Genomic DNA, 22,531 nt, shown 5'->3' on the forward strand with positions numbered 1-22,531 from the left:
TTCCCCGAGGGGCGCCCATGCGCCATTATGTTGAGTTGTGGCACGGATACCAGGAGTGGGGTTGGCGAAAGGGCTCTCCGTCACCCTTCGCCACATGCTGAGCAGATCGGTGACTCAGCGGTACCCCGAAGTCCAGCCCGAACTGCCCCCGCGGAGCCGGGGGGTGATCGGCCTGGTCGAGGAGAACTGCACGGTGTGCATGCTCTGTGCCCGGGAGTGCCCCGACTGGTGCATCTACATCGACTCCCACAAGGAGACCGTCCCGGCGCCCGAAGGGGGCCGCCCCCGCGCCCGCAACATGCTCGACCGTTTCGCGATCGACTTCTCCCTCTGCATGTACTGCGGGATCTGCATCGAGGTCTGCCCGTTCGACGCCCTGTTCTGGTCTCCGGAGTTCGAGTACGCCGAGGGGGACATCCGAAACCTTCTCCACGAGAAGGACAGACTGACCGAGTGGGCCCGGACCGTCCCCCCGCCCCCGGCCCACGAGCCCGGCGCCGATCCCCCCAAGGAGTTCGCGGCGACCTCCCGCCCCGCCCGCCCCGCTCCCCCTCCGGGTTCCCTCTCCGTTCCCGCCGGGACGGTTCGCCCCGCACCCCACCCCGCCGACGCCCCCTCGGAGAGCCCGAGGGGGACGGATGCCTCCGAATCCGGTGGCGGGACCGATGCCTCCGCCGGAACTCCCGGTCACCCGTCCTCCGCCCCGAGCGCCGACGTCTCCTCCTCCTCCTCCGGCGCCGCCGCCCCGCAGTCCGCGACAGGCGGTTCCGGCGCGGCGGACAGAGCCGATACGACGGGAACGGGTAGGTCCGCTGCCACGGGTAGGCCGGATGCGGCGGGGGCGCGGCCCGGCCGGGGACCGGGACGACCGGAACGACCGGCGCGGCGGGCCTCGGCCGGACACGCGAGCGTCCGGGCCATCCGGCCGCCGGGAGCCCTCCCCAAGAAGAACGGCCCACCCGCGGAGACTTCCGTGGCCGACACGTCGTCCCCGGACGGTCCGCCGGACGGCACACCCACGGACGGCACACCCACGGACGGCACACTTACGGACGGCCCCCCGGACGGCACACCCCCGGACGGCACACCCCCGGACGGGGCATCCGCCGGTGACTTATCCACAGGCGGGCCGTCTGCCGAGAAGTTATCCACAGGTAAGGGTGGCGTGTCCCCGGCAGGGGCCACATCGGAGCAGACTTCTGCCACGTACCCGAACGGAGAGTCCGAGGAGGAGACGTGACCGAGGCGCCGTCCTATCTGTCACCGACCGGGCAGGAGATCGTCTTCCTGCTGCTGGGCGCTGTGGCCGTCGGGTCGGCGCTGCTCGTGGTGACCACCAGACAACTCGTCCACGCCGCTCTCTGGCTGGTGGTCTGCTTCGGCGCCCTCGCCGGGGGCTATCTGGTCCTCACGGCCGAGTTCGTCGCCTGGGTCCAAGTGCTGATCTATGTCGGGGCGATCGTGGTCCTGCTGCTGTTCGGCATCATGCTCACCCGTGCCCCGATCGGCAGGGCCGCCGACCTCGACAGCCGGAACCGGCCGGCCGCCGCGGTCGTGGCGACCGCCACCGCCGTCGTGCTGGTCACCGTCGTCATCGACGGCTTCCGCACTGCCTACATCCCTCTGGAACCGGGTGGTGGATCGGCCAAGGAGCTCGGCTCCAGCGTCTTCCGTAACTGGGTGCTCCCCTTCGAGGCGCTCTCGGTCCTCCTGCTGGCCGCCCTGATCGGCGCGATCGTCCTGTCCCGCACCGACATTCGCGGGAGGTGATGACGTGCACGTCGTCTACCCGGCGGTCGTCTCGGCGCTCCTGTTCTCCATCGGCGTGTACGGTGTGCTCGCCCGCCGTAACACCATTCTCGTCCTGATGTCCGTGGAGCTCATGCTCAACGCGGTCAACCTCAACCTGGTCACGTTCGACATGTGGTTACGTGACCGGTTGCACAGCGGTCAGGTTCTCACCCTGTTCGTCATCGTGATCGCCGCGGCCGAGGTCGGCCTCGGTCTCGCGATCATTCTCGCTCTGTACCGAAACCGCCAGACCGTGGACCTCGACCGGCTCCGTGCCCTGGCAGAGCCTGCCGCGCCCGCCGACACCGGCGGACAGAGCGGCGCCACCGGCGTCACCGGTGAAACCGCCCCCCGGCCCATCACCAATGACGGAGACCTGCCCCAGGGCCGGACTTCCCAGGCTTCCCGGACTTCCCAGGCTTCCCTGATTTCCCGGCCCTCCGCCGGATCGGCCGACGTCGTCACAGGGCCGGTTCGGCCCGGAATCGTGACCGGACCGGCCAACAGGACGGTTGACACCTCATGATCACCATCGCCGCCCTGGTCATCCTGCTGCCGTTCGCCGCGGCCGCCGCCGGGCTGCTGGGGTCACGCTTCCCCCGGGGCCTTCGCGGCGGAGCCGCCGATCCGGTCGCGAACAGCAGGGCCGCCTGGATCGCGATCCTCCCCACCGCGATCTCCACGGCACTCGCCATCTGGCTGGTCTACGCCGGCCGGACCGGCACGGGCGGCGGACAGGGCAATCCCCTCCTGCCCCCAGCCGGATCCACCGGCCCGCACGGGCCGGACGGTGTCACCGGGACCCTCGGCATCATCGACACCGGATCCCTGCCGATCTCGGTCGGGCTCTCCGTGAACGGCCTCGCCGCCTCGATCGCGGTGCTGGTGACCGTGGTCGCGCTGGCCGTGCAGATCTATTCGATCGGTTACATGAGCGGCGACCGGCGCTATCCGTCCTACAGCGCCTTCATCAGCCTGTTCACCAGCGCCATGCTCCTGGTCGTCTACGCGGCCGATCTCCTCGTCCTCTACGTGGGCTGGGAGATCATGGGGCTCTGCTCCTACCTGCTGATCGGACACTGGTGGGAGGACCGCGCCAACTCCCGCGCCGCGGTCAAGGCGTTCCTTGTCACCCGGCTCGGCGACGTCGGCTTCCTCTTCGGCCTCTTCGTCCTCGGCACCGCGGCAGGCAGCTTCAGAATCGCCGACGTCGTCGCGAAGGTTCCGGAGATGTCCTCCGGCACGACCGTCGCCGCGACCATGCTGCTGCTCGCCGGGGTCGCAGGGAAAAGCGCTCAGGTCCCGCTGCACACCTGGCTCCCCGACGCGATGGCCGGCCCCACCCCGATCAGCGCCCTCATCCACGCGGCCACCATGGTCGCAGCCGGGATCTTCCTCGTCGCCCGCCTCTACCCTGTCTTCCTCGTCTCCCACCCCACCCTGGACGTGCTCGCGGTCATCGCCGCGCTCGGCATGCTCGGCGCCGCGCTGGCCGCCCTGGCACAGCAGGACCTCAAACGGGTCCTCGCCTACTCCACGATCAGCCAGCTCGCCTACATGGCCGGTGCGCTGGCCGCGGGGTCCAAGAGCGCGGCGATCTTCCATCTGATCACCCACGGCGCCTTCAAGGCGCTGCTCTTCCTCTGCGCCGGAGCCGTGATCCACGTGGTCGGCTCCAACCTCATGAGCGCGATGGGCGGCCTCCGAGGTGAGCTTCCCACCACCTTCGTCGCGATGACGATCGGCTTCGCCGCCCTGATGGGCCTCCCCCCGACCAGCGGCTTCTTCAGCAAGGACGAGGTGCTGGCGACGATGGAGCGGGCCTTGAGCGCCGGACCGCTCACCGGCGCGGCGGCCCTGCTGCTGTACGGCTGCGCGCTGGCCACGGTCGCGGTGACCGGTGCCTACGCCACCCGCGCGTGGCTGCGCACCTTCTTCGGGGAACGCTCCACAATGGCTTCCCCCCATCCTCACCCCGCCCCGGAGCCCGGCGCACCCCACATCGCCGACCTCCGGCCCGGAACCGGCCCGGACCAGGTGGCCGACGTCCTGCCCGTCCCCGAGTCCGCCCATATCGCCGATGTCCAGCCCGCACCCAGCCCGGTCCACCTCACCGATGTCCGGCCCGTGCCCGTCCCGGGTCGCGTCACCGATGTCCGGTCCGCGTCCGGCGCGGCTCACGTCCCCGACGTTCACGGGGTTCCCGCCACCATGCGCCTGCCGATCGCGCTGCTCGCCGTGCCCGCCCTGCTCCTGGGTTTCGCCGGCGCCGCCGATCTTCAGTGGGGCACGGCCGTCCTCAGCCTCGCGCCGGCGTTGTTCGGCGCCGGCCTGGTGTACGTCGTGTGGCGAGGCGACCCCCTCAGCGATCCGGCCCGCATGCTCGGCCCGCTCCGGACGCCCTGTGAGCAGGCTTTCTCCATTGATTCCGGCTACCACATACTGTTCGTCCGGCCGGTGCTGAGCCTCGCCCGCCTGGTGGCCCGCACCGACGACCGCCTCGTGGACGGTGCGGTGCGCGGCTCGGGGCGGGTGACCCTGGACGTGGCGGGTCTGCTGCGCCTGGCGCAGAACGGCAACGTCCAGCTCTACATCACCGGTCTCCTCGCGGGCATCCTCCTCCTCGCGGTGGGGGCGGTGATCTTCGGATGAGCCTCCCGATCCCTCAGAGAGCGATCCCTCAAAGAACCCACGGCATCCCGACCCCTCGGGGAACCCACGACACGATCTCTCAGACAACCCGCCTCGTCCCAACCCTTCAGGGAACGATCCCCGGGAGAATGCGCGTCGTCCCGTCGGCTCCCCATGCTCACCCAGGTGGTGGCGCGCGGACAGCCGAGATCCGGATCCCGGCGCCCGGCTACGACGGTCGAAGCCCGGCCTCCACCCGGGACGGGGTGGTCCAGCCGTGAACTGGGTGCTGATCGCGCTGCTCGGGGTGCCGCTGACCGGAGCCGCCGTGCTGCTCATGCCGTTCCGGATGGGCGCCGCCGCCGCGGGACGCCTGCTCCGGGCACACGGTCTCGCGGTGTCCGGGGTCACGTTCGGGCTCTCCCTGGTGCCGGTCGCCGGGTTCGGCTACGGCGACACGGCCGGGATGCGGTTCTCGACGGACCTGGCCTGGGTCCCCGGACTGGACATCAGGTTCCATCTCGGCGTGGACGGGATCTCGCTGCCGCTGGTCGTGCTGACCACACTGCTGACCTTCCTCTGTTTCGTCTACCTCTGCTGGGGGCGTGCCGACGGACCCGGGCAACTGCTCTGCCCCGAGCCCGGAGGCGGCCGTCCCCGAGCCCTGGTGTTCACACTGCTCATCCTCGAAACCGGCATGATCGGCACGTTCCTCGCGCTCGACCTGCTGCTGTTCTTCCTGTTCTTCGAGGTCGTCCTCATCCCGATGTACTTCGTGATCGCCGTCTGGGGCGGGCGCGCCAGGCGGGCGGCGGCGATCAAGTTCATCCTCTACACCTTGCTCGGCTCGGTCGTCCTCCTGCTCGGACTGCTGTTCATCTGGGCACAGACCGGCACCCTGGACATGGTGACCCTCGCCCGCTCCCACGGGGCGGGGATGGCCGGCCCGGTGCAGATCGCGGCCTTCGTGGCCGTCGGCGTCGGCCTGGCGGTCAAGACCCCGATGTGGCCGTTGCACACGTGGCTGCCCGCCGCTCACACCGAGGCGCCCACCGTCGGCTCGGTGCTCCTGGCGGGCGTCCTGCTCAAGATGGGCACCTACGGCTTCGCCCGCATCGCCATCCCCATCCTGCCGGAGGGGGCCGCCGCCGTGGCCCCCTGGCTCGGGACCTTCGCGGTGATCGGCATCGTCTACGGCTCCCTCGCCTGCCTTGCCCAGCGCGACCTCAAGCGGATGATCGCCTACTCCTCGATCGGGCACATGGGCTTCGTGCTCCTGGGTTTCGCCACGCTCACCCCGGTCGGCGTCAACGCCGCCCTGTTCGGCAACATCGCCCACGGTCTGATCACCGCGCTGCTCTTCTTCGTGGTCGGAGCGATCAAGGAGCGCTACGGCACCTCCGGCATACCGGCGCTCGGCGGTGGCATGCTGTCGCGGCTGCCGCACCTCGGCTCCCTGCTCACCTTCGCCTGCGTCGCGTCCCTCGGGCTGCCTGGTCTGGCGGGCTTCTGGGGGGAGATGCTCGCCCTCCTCGGCGCGTTCGACCCGGCTCCGGGCCTGCCTCGCCCGCTCTACCTGACCTTCATGGCCGTCGGTGGTCTCGGCACCGTCCTGACCGCCGCCTACTTCCTGGTCATGCTCTCCCGTGTCACCCACGGCAGGCACACCGAGACCGTCTACGCCCCCGTCCTCACCATGGCAGGCGAGGGAGGCGGAGAGGACCGGACGACGGTCGTCGCGAGGAGCCGGAGCGAGCACATGAGAGAGCGCATGAGAGACGTCGCCGGTTACGAACTGGCCGCCTGGGTGCCGCTGATCGGTCTGATCCTGCTGTTCGGCCTCTGGCCGAAGGCGCTGCTGTCCCTCACCGGCCCTGTGGTCCAGACCTTCGTGGGGGCGCCGTGATCCAGTCGATCGACTACTACGCGGTCGCGCCGCTGCTGCTTCTCGTGCTCACCGCCGGGCTCGTGCTGCTCCTGGACGCCTTCCTGCCGCGCAGGCCGTATGTCCGCCCCCTGCTCGGCGCGGTCACCCTGGCCGGGGTGCTCGGTGCCCTGGGGGTGGTGCTCTCACAGGCGTTGCGTCTCCAAGGGCCGATGCGGACCTTCTGCGTCCCCGGCGGGTTACGGAGCCCCGCCACCACCGGCCTCGGCACGCTCGGCCTCCCTCCCGGAGCCGTCCCCGCCCCACCCCTCGGAGTGACCCCTGGCCCGACCTCAATGATCTTCTCCGGCCCGCCCCCTGGGGTGACTCCCGGCCCGGTCTCCGCGATCGCCCTCGGTTCGGTATCCGAAGTGGCCTCCGGCCCGACCTCGACGATCGTCCCCGGTCCGTTCTCGGTGCTCTTCTCCGGCCTGCCCCCTGAGGTGGCTCGGTCGGGCGCCGCGCCCCTCTTCGGCTCGGAGTCCGGAGCGGCCCCGGGATCCGGGCCGGGTGGCGGCGACGCGGTTCTGTGCTCGTTCGTGGTCGACCACTTCACCCTGGTCTTCGCCGGGCTCGCGCTGGCCGCCGGCGTCATCGTGGTGCTGCTGTCGATGGCGGAGCTCTCCTTGGGAGAGATCCCCGTCGGCGAGTGGTACTTCCTGCTGCTGTGCACGCTGGCCGGCGCCGTCGCCCTCCCCGCCTCCCGAGATCTGGTCATGCTGGTGGTGGCCTTGGAGCTGGTCTCGCTGCCGGTCTTCGCGCTTACCGCGCTCAAACGCTACGACGGCCGGAGTTCGGAGGCGGCGGTCAAGCTTTTCCTGGTCTCCGTGGTCTCCACGGCGGTGATGCTTTTCGGGGTCTCCCTGCTGTACGGCGCGACCGGGACCGTCTACCTCGATCGGCTGGCCCGGAGCCTGTCCTGGCACATCGCCGGGTCCACCGGAGGCCCCGGCTCAGTCACCCCGGTGTCCTCCGGTGCCGGAGCGTCCCTTGGCGCCCACGCCCCCCCGCTCCAGATCCCCCCTGATCTGTCTCCCGTGCTCACCGTGGCCATTGTTCTGGTGCTCGCCGGATTCGCCTTCAAGGTCGCGGCGGTGCCGTTCCACGCGTGGGCGGGCGACGTCTACCAGGGGGCTCCGGTCCCGGTCGCGGCGCTGCTCTCAGTGATCTCCAAGGCGGCCGGGTTCGCCGGGCTGATCCTCATCCTGGTTCTGGCCCTCCGAAGCCGGGCGGACACCTGGGTCCCGCTGATCGCGATCATCGCGGCGCTGACCATGACGGTCGGCAACCTCCTGGCCCTGCGCCAGCGCCACGCCGTACGTCTGCTCGCCTGGTCCTCGGTCGCCCAGTCGGGTTACATTCTCGCCCCCCTCGGGGTCCACGACGACGAGACGATGAGCGCGTCGATCGCCTACCTGGTGTTCTACGCGGCGATGAACCTGGGGGCGTTCGCCGTGGTCATGCTGGTGTCGCGGCGTCGTCCCCGCAACGAGCTGGACGACTACCGGGGACTGGCGTTCCGCAGTCCGGCGGCCGGACTCGCGCTGGCCTTCTTCCTCATCTGCCTGGCCGGTCTGCCGCCGGGACTGGCCGGGATGTTCGCCAAGATCGTGGTGTTCCGGGAGCTCGTCGACGGTGGTGGAGTCTGGCCGGCCGCGGTGATGGCCGTCAACACCGTCATCGGTCTCTACTACTACGTCGTGTGGACCACGCGAATCCTCACCCCGGGCCCCAGCTCGGGCACATCCTCAGCCCCCGGCCCCACCCCGTCCCCGACTCCCGTCTCCACCTCGGCCCCAGCCCCGTCCCCAGCCTTGGTCTCGGCGGGGGTCTCGGCAGGGGTCTCGGTGGAGAGTGGCGCGGCTGTGATCCCCGAGACGGACGGTGACCGTACCGGGTGGGTACCGGTGGCCGTCGCGATCACACTGGCAGTGGTCATCGCGGTGGTGTTCTCCGTCGCCCCGCAGACCGTGCTCGGCCCGCTGCCGACGACCTTCGTCGCGCCGGGCTGAACACTCCCGGGAACGTTAGACCTGGCCGGAGTCGTTGGCACTGGTGAACCGGCATCAACCGGCCCGGCATCAACCGACAGGGGGGGCAGTGCACCACAACGGTCTGCGTACCGCGGTCCTCCTCGGCGCGCTGTCCGCGATGATCGTCGCGGCGGGGGCGTGGCTGGGCGGTGGCACCGGGGTGCAGATCGCGGTTCTGGTCGCCCTGGCGACCAACGGCGCCGCCTACCTCTTCTCCGACCGGATCGCCCTGTCCGCGATGCGCGCCCGGCCGGTGGGAGAGGTCGAGCAACCGGTCCTCTACCGGATCGTGCGTGAGCTCTCCACTGAGGCCCGCCAGCCGATGCCCCGGTTGTACGTCTCGCCGACCATGCAGCCCAACGCCTTCGCCACCGGCCGGAACCCTCGCAACGCCGCGATCTGCGTCACCTACGGCATCACCCAGCTCCTCGACGAGTCCGAGCTGCGCGGGGTTGTCGGCCACGAGCTGTCCCACGTCTACAACCGGGACATTCTGGTCTCGTCGGTGGTGGGCGCGCTCGCCACGATGATCACTTATCTCGGTTACGTCGGCCTGTTCTTCAGCGGGGGAGACGATGACGAGGGTCCGGGCTTCATCGGTGCCCTGCTCATGATGGTGCTCGGCCCGGTCGCCGCCGGGATGATCCAGATGGCTGTCTCCCGCTCCCGCGAGTATCAGGCGGACGAGTCCGGGGCGCGGCTGACCGGTGACCCGCTGGCTCTCGCCTCCGCGCTGCGGAAGATAGAGATGGGTGCCCGGCAGTTGCCGCTCCCGGAGAACGCCCGCATCGTCTCCACCGCCCATCTCATGATCGCCAACCCTTTCCGGGGGGCGGGACTCGGCAGGTTGTTCTCCACACACCCGCCGACCGCCGACCGCGTCGCCCGGCTGGAAAGGATGGCCGGCTACCGCCGTTGACGAGGCGCCCACGTTGACGAGGCGCTCCGGCGGGGCACCCGGGCAGGCCGGTGACTCATCCGGGCGCGCCTGTCACCAACCGGCCGAGGTGAGAGGCGACGAGAGTCGGGGCCGCCGTCAGGAACGTTGGGTGACCGGGTCGGTCTCCTCGGGAAGGAGTCCGGGGACGCCGTCGACGCTCTCCCGGTTGTTCTTGGCGCGGTAGGCCCGCCTCTGCTGGACGTCCTTACGTTCCGCCCACTCGTCGAGCAGGGGCCGGTCCCTGTCGAAGGACATGAACGGCACCGAGAAGCCGCAGGAGTCGGAGATGCGATCACAGTCGACGACGATGATCGACCGGACTCCGGGGTGCGGGCCGAACCTCTTGATCAGTTCGGTGAAGCCGGGGCTCTCCGGGACGAGGACCCGGCCGGTGCCGTACAGACGGAGGATGTTGGGGGGACCGGAGAAGGCACAGAACATGATCGTGATACGACCGTTCTGGCGGACGTGGGAAATGGTCTCGACACCGCTGCCGTCCAGGTCGAGGTAGGCCACCGTGGTGTCGTCGAGAACGGCGAAGGTGTCGGGGTACCCCTTGGGGGAGACGTTGACGTGCCCGCCCTGCTCGGGAGCGGTCGCGACGAAGTAGACCGGCTGCGCCTCGATGAACTCACGCAGCCGGTCATTGATCTTGTCATGAATTTTCCCCATAAAGGGGACGATAAGTGGTTGTCACTCGCCGGGCAGCCACCAGGTCCACGGGTCGCTCCTGATCTTGAAGGAGTCCAGCTTGCGAGTGGATCCGGTCTCGGCGTTCACCGTCCGCTTCACCGCGGAGGTGGGGTTGTTCTCGTCGCCGCTGTCCCGGCCCGTCCAGAGGGTGAGCGTGCCCGCCGGGTCCCAGTAGAGCCGCTGCGCGTTCTCGTTCTTGGGGATGCCGAGCCGAATCGCCTCGGAGACGGTGTCCGACGTCAGGTCGTAGGTGCGCAGACGAGGCTTGTTCGACGGGCCCGTGATGATCAGCGCCACCGTGGACCCGTCGTCGGCCAGAGCGACCGGCGAGTTGTTGGAGACGATCTGCGGGACGATCTGGCTCGCGGTCTGCCGGCCGTCGGCGTCGAAGACCGCGAACTCGGTGATGTTGTCGTCCGTGAACCGGCCGGTGAGCATGTGCCGCCCATCGGGGCTGAAGCTCAGCACGTTGTTCTTCGACGGCAGCTTGATGGTCTTACCGGTCTTGAGGTTCGCCACCAGGCTCGGCAGCTTCTCCGCGCTGTCGAAGTAGTCGACCACGACGATCGAGCCGTCGGGGGAGAACATGGTGTCCAGGTCGTTCTGGCCGATCCCCTTGGGCAGGGTGGCGGCCTTGCCGGGAAGTGGGCGGACCTTTCCGCTGTTCACGTCGCGGACGACCAGCTTGTCGCCCCTGAAGTAGTTCACGAACCGGCCGTTGCCGCTGATCGCGAACATGGTGGTGATCTCCCTGTCCACCTTTCCGTTGGCCTGGCGGGGGTGGATCCGCGCGTCGGCCAGCTTGACGGACTTGCCGCTGCGCAGCGTCAGAGTCCACTTGCCACAGGGAATCCTGTCGTCCTTCTTGGCGCAGCTCTTGATCCATGCGTACCGCACCGAGTCGTCGGATGCGGCTCCCGTCTTCGCCTCCGCCGGGGTCACGGTCATGGTCACGGCGGTGGCCGCCGCGGCGGCGAGCGCGAGTGCTGCGAATCCACGTGGGGGGATCATCGAGATTCCTTTCGTCACCTGGATAGATGCGGCTCCGGTATGAAAGGTTGCATCACGAATCAGCCACACCCAATGAGATACAGCCTTTCTGCTGTCATAAGGAAGGCCGTATCCCATTGAAGGTGATCGGTGCACTTGGCATCGTCGTCCAGCGGTCCTGCGGAACCACCCCGAGAAGCCGGCCGCCGACCGGACACCTCGCCCGCGCTTCAGGCTCGCCGCCCCGACTCGCGGGGGGGGGAGACATCGGCCGCCCGCGTGCCTGAAACGGGCGGAGAGAACATCCGATAACGATCTTTTGATCATTGGCCAAGCCACCGCCGCCTGTGACCCAGACTGACTGACATGGACGAGACGGTGTGGACGGAGGACGGCGTCCGGCTCTGGGCGATCCGCGGCGGCGAGGGTCACTCCGTGGTCTTCTGCCACGGCGGTCCCGGCCTGTGGGACACCCTGGGGGAAGTGGCCGGGCTGCTTGCCGGAGTGGCGACCGTACACCGCTGGGACCAGCGGGGCTGCGGCCGTTCCCAGCGGTGCGGGCCGTACTCGGTTGCCCGGTCGCTGGCGGACCTGGACGCCGTCCGCCGGCATTTCGGTTTGGAGAGGATGACGTTACTGGGACATTCATGGGGCGCACAGCTGACGTTGCGGTACGCGTTGGACCATCCCGAGCGCGTCAGCGGGCTGGTCTACGTCTCAGGAACGGGGATCGATCGCGACGCCGACTGGCACGGCGAGTACGCACGTAATCTCCGGAGCAGGCTGGGTGACCACCTGAGGCGCTGGGAGACACTGCGGGAGCGTGAGCGCACGGACGCCGAGGACCGGGAGTTCTCGGTGCTGCAATGGTCGGTCGACTTCGCCGACCGGGACCGAGCGCTGGAGCACGCCGAGCGCATGGCCACTCCATGGCTCGGCGTCAACTTCGAGTGCAACGCCGCCCTCAACGCCGAGGACAGGCGTCACTGGGGCACGCCGAAGCTGCGGGCGCGGTGCGAGGCGCTGAACGTCCCAGTACTGATCGTGGACGGGGCAGAGGACATCCGCCCTCGCCGGTCGGTGGATTCGCTGGAACGGGCCCTGCCTCTGGCATCCCGGGTCACGCTCAACGGGGCCGGGCACCTACCGTGGATCGAGGATCCGGACGGCTTTCGGTCAGCGGTCGGCGACTTCCTGCTCGGGCTCCGGTAGCCGACCTCTTCGAGCACGCGGAGAACGGCCTCGAAGAGCGCTCGAAGGTCAGAAGATGAACGGCCGACAACCCGCGGCAGGCCGGGATCCCCCGTGGAGGGGCGCTTCCGTTACCGACAAACGCCGTGGAGACCGCGGGAGTGGCCGGGACACAGGCGAAGGCAGACGCCTTCGACCATGTGCCCCGGATATGCCCTCCGCGCCGAGATACCCCTGAAACCGCAAGCTCGGAGCCTCGACCGCGCGTTCGCCAGGGATGGTCTGATGCCTCCGTGGCCTGTTCGCCGGCCTCGCTTTCCGCACATGCGACGTTGTCACAGGTTGGACACTATGTAAGATCCAGCACTGCGGGTAGTCGTCCCAGATGAAACGGGGTCACGCGGGGCTAGCGGTAGTTCGTGAACTGAAGGGCGATCTCCAGGTCCTTACCCTTGAGCAGGGCGATGACCTCCTGGAGCTCGTCCCTCTTCTTGGAGCTCACCCGCAGCTCCTCACCCTGAATCTGAGCCTTGACCCCCTTGGGGCCCTCGTCCCTGATGATCTTCGAGATCTTCCTGGCGTTCTCCTGGTCGATGCCCTCCTTGAGGGTGACCACGAGGCGGTACTCCTTGCCGGACAGCTTGGGCTCATCCGCGTCCAGGACTTTGAGCGAGAGACCCCGCTTGATCAGCTTGTCCTTGAACACGTCAAGGACGGCGTTGGCGCGTTCCTCGCTGTTGGCTCTGATCTCGACGGCCTTCTGCCCCCCCGACCAGGCAATGCTCGCGCCGGTGCCCTTGAAGTCGAATCGGTGCCCGACCTCCTTGACCGTCTGGTTCAGCGCGTTGTCGGCCTCCTGGTGGTCGATCTTGCTGACGATGTCAAAACTGCTGTCGGCCATGCGTCGACTATCCTCTCTAGCTCTCTTGTCGACCCTAGCGCTTCGCCTGTCGGCACAGGATGAACGTGACCGCCAACACCCAGACGACGGTGTCAAAGAAGGGCGGGAGTCATTTCGAATCTCCACCGGCACACACGCCGGCCTTCGTCATCCCGCGCGCCGACCTTCGCGGCCCCGTGCGTCCGGCGTGGAACGATGATCACGTCTGTCTGTTTCAACCATCGTGCCGGCCCCCACCCGCGAGGCTGAAACCCCGGTTCTCCGCTCTCAAAACCCCCGGCCCCACAGGTCTTCCCTCTCACAGAAGCACCGTGAGGACCGAGGCGCAGGCCGCGAATCCCCGGCCCCACGGCCTGTTCGCAGGCCGCCTCCGCCGATGTCACGTCACACCCGGAAGTCCGCTATTCTTCTTCCTGTCACCGCTTCGAGCGGATGGCGCGGCAGGTTGCCCGAGTGGTCAAAGGGAGCGGTCTGTAAAACCGTCGGCTCAGCCTACGCAGGTTCAAGTCCTGCACCTGCCACCAGCAAAAACGGCAGCTCAGAGGCCCTTCGGGGCCTCTTTTGCGTTTCGGGGTCATGCGGCCGTATGCCGCCCTGAGCGCCTGTGTGTCGGTGCTCGCGCAATATACGCGCAATGATCTTGACAGCGTTTCCCCAGGTCAAGCCCGGCTTCCAGGGGCGGGTGAGTGCGGACCGGTCCGGAAACGCCGAAGGGCCCCGGGGGAGTCCGGGACCCTGATCGTACGGCGTGCCTTTCACATGGTCAGCGCTTCGCTGATCCGCCTGTTGGCGATCTCCTTGTGCCCGTCGAGGCACTTGGCGTAGACCCGCAACAGGACGTCCACACCATGCCCCGCCCTAACGGTCATGGCGTCGAACTCCACCGGGGTGAACGGCAGGCCCGGCAGCGGCGGCGGGGGAACCGGCTGGACTTCAGTGAGGATCTTGACGGTGACCGACTTCTGGGAGGCCTTGGCCTCGGGGTCGGCGTCGACCACGGAGACCTGCCAGACGGGCAGGCCGGTGGTCTTGTCCTTGGCGTAGACCACTCGCGTGGCCGTCGAGGCGTCGAAGTCCTTGACCTGCTGCACCTCCCCCACCAGGTAGCAGCCGTGCGGGAAGACCTGGTCGAAGCCGATCGAGATCGGGCCCTGGATGGCCATAGGGCAACACCTCCTCTTCTTGAGTAGCCAGTCTGCTTGACTGGCCAAGTTGTGACTTCATTAAGCACGAAGCTCGCTTGGTTAGTCAAGTACACCAAGCGAGCTTCGTGAGAAAAGTTGGAGCTACCGGTTGTGGCTACCGGATCGGGTACGCGTCCTCCAGCTCATGACGATCGCCGGGAAGAACGGTCTCCACCACGACCCACGCCTTGCCCGTGGCGTCGCAGGCGACGGCGTAGACGCTCAGCAGCGCGGCCGAGCTTTTCACGTCCAGGAGCTTGCGCTCGTCGGGGGTGGGGTTGCGGGCGGTGACGTGCTCGATGATGTGGTCCAGGGAGACGCCGGCCGCGCTCTCCACATACCGCCGCACCCCCTGACGCAGGTCGGCGCCTTCGGCCAGGGCCGTGCCTTCGCCGACGTCGGCCGCCACCCAGGTGGAGGAGATCTCGCTCGGTTCGCCGTCGCGCTCGATGAGGACCCGGCGGCCAACAACCGAGGCCTTCGGTTCGATGCCGAGGTAGGCCGCGATGCGGTTGGGGGCCTCGATCGGTCCGGCCGTGAGCAGCTTGCTTGAGGCCTGGGTCTCTGTCCGGTCGAGGAGTTCGCGGCCCGTTCGGGGTTGCTGGCCGGTGGGGATCGAGGGGCGGCCTCGGACGAAGCGGCCCTTGCCCTGCTGGGTGACGATCCACCCCTGGTCACGCAGGACGCCAAGGGCTTTGACCACGGTGGGCCGGGCCATGCCGAACTCGGCCATGAGAGTGTGTTCGCTGGGCAGCAGCGAGCCCGCCGGGTACTCGCCCGAGTCGATGCGCCGTTCCAGTTCGGCGATCAACTGCGCGTACTTGGGAGGCGTGTATTCAAATGACATTAAAGCCTCACATTCAACATGCCTGTCTAGCCAAGCAGGCTATCAGTGCAGGTTAAAGATGCGAAGGCATTCACCGACAGAAACCCATCACCCCGTGACAGGCTCGGTGGCGCGACGGGATGGGGGTAACGCTCCCCGGCCCCCTCCAGACCCGAGGGACCCCACCCCGCCGCGCCGTTTCCTATCGGACCTCCCCGGAGAGCAACGCCCTCCATACGCCGTCGCCCTTACGGATCGGCCAGCGATAGGTCTCATGCACCTGCCGGGCACCGTTGAAGCGGTGCGTGCGGCGAATGAACGCCTGCCCTCCGGCATGGCACAGCTCATAAAGGGTGGAACAGCAGTCACAGGTCCAGGCGATCACCCGCAGGCGCGCCACCCCCTGGTACGGCGTGCGCCACACCAACTTCATGTGATCACGAAGAGGCATCGCCACGTGCGGACTCAGGCACCCGGCTGCCGCGATCACTGCGGAGCCCAGTCGGTCGGCACCACGGGCGGCGGGGCCATCCGGCGTAACTCGGCATATCGGGCGGCCACCCGCCGCGCCGTACTCACCGGATCATCGGCCGGGCTGTAGGCGTCCCACCCCAGCCCATCCCGCGCCGGCCTGCCGGAGGCGTCCTGGCCGGACTTCCAGCGAAACACGCGGCCGTCGGTCCACACCACCAACCCCGACCAGACCGACACCAGGGCGAGGCCGTACCCGTCGTGCACATCGGAGTCGATCCCCAGGCCCGCCAACTCCTGCTGTAACCGCTGCGCCGCCTCGACCGCGCTGATCACCGTGTCCGGCCTGATGTGGTTCGGCCTGACGGGCGGAAGCTCCCACATATGCATCACGCCGCCTCATCCACAGCAGAACAGTCCAGGCACTCGACCCGGACCAGCGTCACGGCCTGCCCATCAAGATGGAGCGCCACCTCGGCGCGGTTGCGGCGAACCCACCGCCAGCCGCGACCGTGGCAGGTCTGGCACCCCCGGCCCGTCGGTTTCCCCTCGGCAATCATGAGTCAAGGTTCTTCACCTGCGTCGATGCAGCCCATCCCGGCCCGGAATCCTTCGGCAGAATGGCCGATATCCCTTGACGGGATAACCGCCCAACGGCAACGGTTGAATATCCGGAAGCGAAGACATCTAGGAGATATGTCATATGCCCGCAGATGCGACTGAACCAGTCGTTATCTTGCCGGAACTATGGCAACGCCCCGAAATCCTGGAAAGCCTCCGAACTCGGAATATCGGGCAACTCTTCCGGCTCATCCGCCAGCACGCCGGAGCCAGTCAGACCCGCATCGGCGTCGCGGTGAACCTCAGCCAGGGCAAGGTCAGCGAGATCATGAAAGGGGCCGTCCAGGTCACCTCGTTCGAGGTCATCGAACGCATCGCTGAAGGGCTGAACATGCCCGACCCGGCCCGCATGACCCTCGGCCTGGCCCCCCGAAACCCTCTTCCGAAGCCAGACCTCAGGCCGGAACGCGCATCATCCAGCCAGGTCACACCGCCGGAAGCAGGCCTGCCGACGACGTACCTCATCAGCCTGACCGGCGCATCCAGCCGCCCCGTCATCTCCGGCCTGCGTCACGTTCTCAGCGGCCACATCCAGGCCGAGGCCATCATGGGGCCGCCCCTGCTGATCAACGCCGTCAAAAGCCAGATCCCTCTCATCGGGCAGGTCTGCCGAGTGACGCGCGGAGCCGACCGCGCCGAGGCATTGAACTTCGCCAGCGAACTGCTGGAATTCTACGGCTGGCTCCACCAGGATCTCGGCGACTTCACCCAGGCCACGATATGGACCAACAAAGCCCTGGACTACGCAATGGAGCTGGGCGATCAGCGGATCATCTCCTATGTGCTCATGCGCAAAAGCGCCATCGCCATCGAGGCCGGCGACCACGGCCACGGTCTCGGCCTGGCCAACGCCGCCCTGGCCAACCCCGACGCCCTCACCTCCCGCCTACGGGCTGTTGTCCTACGGACCCGAGCCATAGCGAACGCCTATCTCGGAGAAGCCGCGGACTCCGCTCGTGATTCGGAGACCGCCCTCATCGAGGCCACCGCCGGAATGATCCAGACCGACAGCGACCGCGCGCCGTACTGCACGCCCGCCTACGTCGCCATGGAGACCGGCGCCACCCGGCTCCTGCTCGGCCAGGCCACCACCGCAATCCCGATCTTCGAGGCCAGCCGCTCCCAATGGGCGCCCTCCAGCCAGGCCCGCGACCACGCCCTGTTCCTGACCCGCATGGCCACCGCCTACGCCATGGCAGGCGAGCGCGACCAGGCATGCACGGTCACCGAGGAGGCCATCCCGCGCATCCAAGCCCTGCGATCCAGCCGGGTGGCCGGCCAGCTCACCGCACTCCGGACCCAGTTGACTCGGTGGTCGACGGACCGGCCCGTGGCAGACTTGCTCACCAGACTCGACCTCCTCTCAGAGTCCTTCTATCCGCCAGCACCCCGGCCACCAGAAGGAGAACGGTGATCAACGCGCTGCCCACCGCGACCACCACCGAGGAACGCCACCGCAACGCCCCCGTCGCCGTCCTGCCCGTCGGCAGCTTCGAACAGCACGGCGACCACCTGCCGCTCAGCACCGACACCATCATTGCCACCCTCATCGCCCGGCGGATCGCCGAGGCCTACCCCGTCCTGCTGCTGCCCCCGATCACGATCTCCTGCTCCCACGAGCACAGCGCCTGGCCCGGCACCGTCAGCATCTCCGCCCGCACCCTGCACGCCGTCATAACTGACATCTACGACTCCATCACCCGCACCGGCCCCCGCGCCCTGGTGGTGGTCAACGCCCACGGCGGCAACTACGTGCTGAGCAACGTGATCCAAGAGGCAAGCGCCGAAGGCCGCGCGATGGCGCTGTTCCCCACCCGAGACGACTGGCAGGCCGCCCGCTCCGCCGCCGAGCTGGCCAGTTCCACACACGAGGACATGCACGCCGGAGAGATCGAGACCTCCATCCTGCTGCACGCCTGCCCCGAAGTGATCCGCCCCGGCTACCAGGACGCCGACCACCTCGCCGACGACCGCCGCCACCTGCTGACCGAGGGCATGCAGGCCTACACCGAAACCGGGGTCATCGGCCGCCCATCGTTGGCCACTGCCGAAAAAGGCAAGGCCGTCCTCGACTCCCTGACCAGCAGCTTCGCCGACGTGATGAACCTGCTCACCAAGCTCTGAGCACCGTGCTTGACGCGATCACGATCACGTAGCGCGGACACTGCCGAATTGTTCTTATGAGTATCAAGCGGCGGCGTGCCCGCCGCCGTACTGCGGCCCGCCGCCCGCCCGCCGACCGGGCATGCGGCCTGGGGGCCGGTCCCGGCCGGCGGCGGGAACCCGGGCCGCCCACCGCACCACGCATCTGCGGTACTCAACGTCCGCGCCGCACCTGGAACACGCCGCCGCACCTATTTCGCTCTGACGATCGCCAGAAAGTGGCTGATCTTCGCTCAGGGTCGGGGGCGATCGACGATCCGGGACTTCGTACCTCAGCCCCGGCTCACTGAGCACCTATGACTCGGGATCGAAGCTTGGCCCTGCACCCATAGCACTATCCACAATCTGCGGGTCTGATAGCTACTTTTCACGTATCCTATGTTTATGGAATTTGATGGTTTAGACGTTCTACGTATGAGTGGTTGGCAAAACTCAGACGAAAATCATCCTGCGGGGAAAGGCCATCCAGGCTATCGAGTCGTCTGCCGCTGTTTAGCTTGGATCACACATCCCGAAGTTATTATGGGCTCCAATAATATGCGGATCCGAATTGCCGTGGGAGACGTTGACACAGGTGGAGTTACTCTACCCAATGCTATTCCAATGAAGGCCCATGGCCACTGGGTACTTCCCCAGAAAGTACATCGGACTCAGAATGAGTCTAGTATCAATTTCAAAGGCGAAGGTATTTATGAAATAGACTTCAAAGCTTGGCAAGAGGTAGTGCCATCTATATCTTTTGTGGAAATTCTCGTTCGAACTGAATCTGTCGATCCTGAAAATATCCTAAGTGAAGGACGGACAATAACGTCAAGCATGTTGACACTATTGCAGTTCGCCCTAGGGCCCAGGGTCGCGGCTGTGCCACTTGTGGAAGAAACCGGCGAGATTTTCGAAGACTGGCATTGGAACAGGTCGCTCGCCTCTAGTTCGCTTTCATGGGAGCCTCAACTTGACATGCAAGGGGCCCATGGTAGTGAAGTAGTTCAGGCTATGGAACCACTAATCGACAGGTGGATTGCTCTCGACGAAGGCAAACGCGCTCAATTTCGTATTGCGTGTCAGTGGTGGCAGCTCGCAGACGCTCAAAGCGATCTGGTAGTGAAGTACCTTAGTTTATGGCTAGTGGCTGAGTCTCTCAATAAGAGAAAGGATATCCCCGAAGTTCTAAGCGAGATGCTAGAGATCCCCATTGGTAGATGCGCAAAATTTGTCAAGCGAATCTATGGGCGTCGCTGCAGATTGGCGCATGGCGAAGATAGAAGTGTTGGCGAGGAGGAAATCAATGAGGTTCGCTGTTTGGCCGGCACACTTCTTTCTGAGAAGCTCTGTACGTCACCAAGCCCCCTCTATGCGGCACAGCTGAAGCAGTTCATAGTTCCTCCCTCAATTTAGGCGCAGCCTTGCCGCTAATTGAGCGCTCTAGCTCGTATGCGATTTATACCCTTTATGAGCCGATCTCCAGAGAGGCCGCCAGCAACTTAACCGCTTCTATCACCGCTGTTCCAGCAGTTCCCGCCATCGTCGCTATTCCTGCAATCTTCTGTAGAGCGGTTCTTATTTTGCTGGGATCATCTGCCTCGACGATTTCAGCACTGGCCACTTCGATATCATTGGACGAATCAGGGTCGAGTTCGGGCTTGAGCGCAGCGATAGCAGACAGCAGACTGCCTAGTTCTGCCGATGGAACGGTGGCATTATCGCCAGCTACGAATGAGTTGCCTTGAACGGCACTATTGCGCCCAAAAACTCCCGCCGCCCGATCGTTGAACGTGAAATTGTCGCCACTGTTCACTACTAGCCTCCCTAGCTGGATCGTGTAACTTGAAGAATTATTCTTGTTTTCTAAGACTTTAGTAAATTCGTCGAGTCGCCGTACTAGTCCTTTGCTTTCTTGCCGCAAATCCTTTCGCATAGCCGCTAGATCATCTGTTGGAAATTCAACCGTTGCGGCAGTTATTCCAATCAGATTTGGCTGAAGATGGCTGTTTCGACTACGTCGAGACATTCGCTTCAGTTCCGATGCCAGTAAGTCGCGCACTAGCCTAACGTTGAGAGTATCTCGATGGATGCGCCAAGCGCGAAGGATTAGCCGGAGCGTCTCTAGCTGGTGGTAGGTGCGGCTTAGTTCACCACGAATATAACGCGCTTGCTCAACGTGATATTCGCGCCGGCGAATGACGAAAGTAGGAACAGGCCGGTTCCGGGCGATTATCGGTATAGTGGAAAAGACTATTTTATTTCGCCGTGTGTCGAGTTCATCGATTAGGAGCAAGGGGAGCCCGGATGACATCCACCAACTCATGCTCGCATGGCTCGTACTAGTTGTTCTACTTAACAAGTCTGCTGTCAGCAACTGGTCGAAATCAAGCACCGACTTTTCGTGCCCCGATATACGCAATGGGAGCTCAAGGATCTTATTCGCCAGAGCATTAATTGTTCGAGGTCCGACCCCTGGCTTCCATTTTGTAACAACGCCGATTTCTGCTCTCCATGTTGTATTCATACAGAGAAGGCGGCGATAGATTGGCTTTATCCATAACGGTGAGCGCTCGTGCCAAGCTGGCGGGAACCGGATAAGCGAGGAAGCATCAATGAAAGATTGTTGTCCGCGCCATGCTCGGGGTTCGTTAATATCGACCAGCGGCTGAATGACACCGACACCACGAAGGAACTCTCTGCCTAAATCTGGATCCGGCCAACTTGGGCGATTGAGACGGCCAGTATCAGAACTAAGAAGTAGTCTGAGATCAACGATTGGAAACTGGATAGCCACAAATTGACTGCGAGTGAGTTGGCAGGTTCCGTCCATCTAACGCTATCCAGCTGTGATTATCGGCGTAGTTTTCATAGACACAACGGTCTCCTCGTCGAACGGGGGGAGACCGCCGGGGTGTAGCGCGGTCATTTGCCGCACATACGGGAATCGAACCCGCCCTATCAGCAAACACCGTTGATGACTTGCTGACAGCCAGCTCCAGCCGACCCGCATTTCCTGCCTTCGGCGCCCGTAGCTAACCGAAGCACCCGAGTAGTCTAACACAAGGAACTAGCGGTCGTGACGCTCATCATGGTACGACTCCCATCGAAGGAGCCACTGAACTATCGAGACCCACCTGATGATGGCCCGAGACAAGTAGTCGCGCTCGGCTGGATGCAAGGAGGTAGTGAAAAGAATGATTCTTAGCCCTGGATCGCAGGTCAGATTCCGAGTACGGGATGGGGATTGGATGGGATCGTCTTGGTCCGCCCAGACAGCCAAAGGGAAAGGTGACGTATACGTTTCACACCGCGAGGGAGGGCGTCAGATTAAGACCTCCTTTCATGAGTCAGGTCAATGGCATTTTTCGGTATTAAAGGAAGGGCAGAAGCGCCTAGAGGAACACACTTCGCCCTACTTCGGTGTGGTGAAGAACCATTCAGAGATTGCCTCTGGGTGGTTACATGCAATGCGTATTACTGTGCCCCGGAGTGAATTACGTGTCGGCTATCAAGAGCAGGTGCGGCAGCGACCTACCATAGATATACCTACTGATCCGAGCATGGATGTGGTGTCGATAGATTTGCTCTTAGGAGAAGAGTCCGCTGCTCCTATCCGTGTAGACCGAGCGTTTCTCGTTGCACATATGGAGCGGGGAGATGGCGGCCAGGCAGTCATCTTGGCACGGCCAATGTCAATCGATACCCCTGTACATGTGGGCATTTCACCTCGGATCTCTGAGGTGCGGCGCGGTCTGCGCGATCAAGGATGGGACGGGACTTGTCTAACCCGGGCAGTGATAGTTGGACGCGATGAGGTCGAAGGATTTCTCCGACAGATCGAAGTTGCTATCGATCCAGAATAGCGGGATATGCGCGGGATGGTCTTCGGTGGTCGAGACGGGCAAAGGTGCTCTTGCCCTGGTGAGAGGCCCTATCTCCGCTTGGAACGTAGCCCTCTTGAAAACCGCTAGGCCGGGTGACCGGTCTTGAACCGCGCCGGGTTTCGTGGAGGCTATGGTGTGCCCCGGCGCGGTTCACCTGGCATTACCGGTTGAGGTGGTGATCGTTCCCGCTCATCCGTCGGTTGAGGTGTCAGGGCACCGGTGAGTGGATGTGCCTTCGTCGCCAGCGTCAGGGGGTCTCTGGTGGCGGGCGGTGGCCCAGGCTGACAGGGCCGAGGCTAGGTTGAT

At 65.6% G+C, this 22,531-nt stretch carries 18 protein-coding genes, 1 tRNA gene and 1 pseudogene; 12 read left to right on the forward strand and 8 right to left on the reverse strand.

Features of this window, described 5'->3' with window-relative positions; all coding sequences use genetic code 11:
• Positions 1–94: 94 nt before the first annotated feature.
• The 7 genes and pseudogenes from ABZ194_RS10670 (at position 95) to htpX (ending at position 9,298) form a co-directional block, all read left to right on the forward strand.
• Positions 95–1,240, forward strand: a complete 1,146-nt coding sequence (locus tag ABZ194_RS10670) for a 4Fe-4S binding protein (RefSeq protein ID WP_355594640.1) — start codon at positions 95–97, stop codon at positions 1,238–1,240.
• The gene (locus ABZ194_RS10675; RefSeq protein WP_355594642.1) at positions 1,237–1,770 is read left to right on the forward strand and encodes an NADH-quinone oxidoreductase subunit J; all 534 of its coding nucleotides are present in this window, start codon (positions 1,237–1,239) and stop codon (positions 1,768–1,770) included. Before ABZ194_RS10670 ends, ABZ194_RS10675 begins: the two co-directional genes overlap by 4 nt.
• Before the next feature lie 4 nt (positions 1,771–1,774).
• A pseudogene (gene nuoK / locus ABZ194_RS10680) lies at positions 1,775–2,059 on the forward strand (NADH-quinone oxidoreductase subunit NuoK); the annotation flags it as partial.
• A 254-nt stretch (positions 2,060–2,313) separates the two neighbouring features.
• Positions 2,314–4,443 carry an NADH-quinone oxidoreductase subunit L gene (locus ABZ194_RS10685; RefSeq protein WP_355594644.1) on the forward strand — a complete coding sequence of 710 codons (2,130 nt, stop codon included), beginning with the start codon at positions 2,314–2,316 and terminating at the stop codon, positions 4,441–4,443.
• Positions 4,444–4,699: 256 nt separating this feature from the next.
• A complete protein-coding gene (locus ABZ194_RS10690; protein ID WP_355594646.1) occupies positions 4,700–6,328 on the forward strand; it encodes an NADH-quinone oxidoreductase subunit M in 1,629 nt (542 codons plus the stop codon).
• Positions 6,325–8,358, forward strand: a complete 2,034-nt coding sequence (locus ABZ194_RS10695) for a proton-conducting transporter membrane subunit (RefSeq protein WP_355594648.1) — start codon at positions 6,325–6,327, stop codon at positions 8,356–8,358. Before ABZ194_RS10690 ends, ABZ194_RS10695 begins: the two co-directional genes overlap by 4 nt.
• A gap of 88 nt (positions 8,359–8,446) precedes the next feature.
• Entirely contained in the window at positions 8,447–9,298 is an 852-nt protein-coding gene (htpX, locus tag ABZ194_RS10700) for a zinc metalloprotease HtpX (RefSeq protein WP_355594650.1), read from the forward strand.
• Between the two features lie 117 nt (positions 9,299–9,415).
• Here htpX and ABZ194_RS10705 read toward each other — a convergent pair whose 3' ends face one another.
• Positions 9,416–9,991, reverse strand: a complete 576-nt coding sequence (locus ABZ194_RS10705; RefSeq protein WP_355594653.1) for a pyridoxamine 5'-phosphate oxidase family protein — start codon at positions 9,989–9,991, stop codon at positions 9,416–9,418.
• A gap of 21 nt (positions 9,992–10,012) precedes the next feature.
• Positions 10,013–11,023 (reverse strand): hypothetical protein, encoded by a 1,011-nt coding sequence (locus ABZ194_RS10710; RefSeq protein ID WP_355594654.1) that lies wholly within the window; start codon positions 11,021–11,023, stop codon positions 10,013–10,015.
• A gap of 345 nt (positions 11,024–11,368) precedes the next feature.
• Between ABZ194_RS10710 and ABZ194_RS10715 the strand changes: the two genes are divergently transcribed.
• Entirely contained in the window at positions 11,369–12,214 is an 846-nt protein-coding gene (locus ABZ194_RS10715; protein ID WP_355594656.1) for an alpha/beta hydrolase, read from the forward strand.
• Positions 12,215–12,599: 385 nt separating this feature from the next.
• On the opposite strand, the gene ABZ194_RS10720 is transcribed toward ABZ194_RS10715, so the two are convergent.
• Positions 12,600–13,094: a YajQ family cyclic di-GMP-binding protein gene (locus tag ABZ194_RS10720; RefSeq protein WP_355594658.1), complete on the reverse strand. Its 495-nt coding sequence runs from the start codon at positions 13,092–13,094 to the stop codon at positions 12,600–12,602.
• A gap of 439 nt (positions 13,095–13,533) precedes the next feature.
• Between ABZ194_RS10720 and ABZ194_RS10725 the strand changes: the two genes are divergently transcribed.
• A tRNA-Tyr gene (locus ABZ194_RS10725) sits at positions 13,534–13,618 on the forward strand.
• 231 nt (positions 13,619–13,849) lie between these two features.
• Here the strand turns inward: ABZ194_RS10725 and ABZ194_RS10730 are convergent.
• The 4 genes from ABZ194_RS10730 to ABZ194_RS10745 all read right to left on the reverse strand — a co-directional run bounded on the left by ABZ194_RS10730 (position 13,850) and on the right by ABZ194_RS10745 (position 15,968).
• Positions 13,850–14,257, reverse strand: coding sequence for a plasmid replication, integration and excision activator (locus ABZ194_RS10730; RefSeq protein ID WP_355594660.1), 408 nt, complete (start codon positions 14,255–14,257; stop codon positions 13,850–13,852).
• 136 nt (positions 14,258–14,393) lie between these two features.
• Positions 14,394–15,125, reverse strand: a complete 732-nt coding sequence (locus tag ABZ194_RS10735; protein ID WP_355594662.1) for a GntR family transcriptional regulator — start codon at positions 15,123–15,125, stop codon at positions 14,394–14,396.
• Positions 15,126–15,306: 181 nt separating this feature from the next.
• Entirely contained in the window at positions 15,307–15,537 is a 231-nt protein-coding gene (locus ABZ194_RS10740) for a hypothetical protein (protein ID WP_355594664.1), read from the reverse strand.
• A gap of 53 nt (positions 15,538–15,590) precedes the next feature.
• Positions 15,591–15,968 (reverse strand): hypothetical protein, encoded by a 378-nt coding sequence (locus ABZ194_RS10745; protein WP_355594666.1) that lies wholly within the window; start codon positions 15,966–15,968, stop codon positions 15,591–15,593.
• A gap of 310 nt (positions 15,969–16,278) precedes the next feature.
• On the opposite strand from ABZ194_RS10745, the gene ABZ194_RS10750 reads away from it, so the two are divergent.
• From ABZ194_RS10750 to ABZ194_RS10760, 3 genes are all read left to right on the forward strand, one after another.
• Positions 16,279–17,610: a helix-turn-helix domain-containing protein gene (locus ABZ194_RS10750; RefSeq protein ID WP_355594668.1), complete on the forward strand. Its 1,332-nt coding sequence runs from the start codon at positions 16,279–16,281 to the stop codon at positions 17,608–17,610.
• The gene (locus tag ABZ194_RS10755; RefSeq protein WP_355594670.1) at positions 17,607–18,320 is read left to right on the forward strand and encodes a creatininase family protein; all 714 of its coding nucleotides are present in this window, start codon (positions 17,607–17,609) and stop codon (positions 18,318–18,320) included. The genes ABZ194_RS10750 and ABZ194_RS10755 overlap by 4 nt, the downstream gene beginning before the upstream one ends.
• A 423-nt stretch (positions 18,321–18,743) precedes the next feature.
• Positions 18,744–19,754, forward strand: coding sequence for a hypothetical protein (locus ABZ194_RS10760; RefSeq protein ID WP_355594672.1), 1,011 nt, complete (start codon positions 18,744–18,746; stop codon positions 19,752–19,754).
• Positions 19,755–19,806: 52 nt separating this feature from the next.
• Here the strand turns inward: ABZ194_RS10760 and ABZ194_RS10765 are convergent, their stop codons facing one another.
• Positions 19,807–21,171: a hypothetical protein gene (locus ABZ194_RS10765; protein WP_355594674.1), complete on the reverse strand. Its 1,365-nt coding sequence runs from the start codon at positions 21,169–21,171 to the stop codon at positions 19,807–19,809.
• Positions 21,172–22,531: the final 1,360 nt, after the last annotated feature.

The organism is Streptosporangium sp. NPDC006007 (assembly GCF_040614315.1).
Lineage (GTDB): Bacteria > Actinomycetota > Actinomycetes > Streptosporangiales > Streptosporangiaceae > Streptosporangium.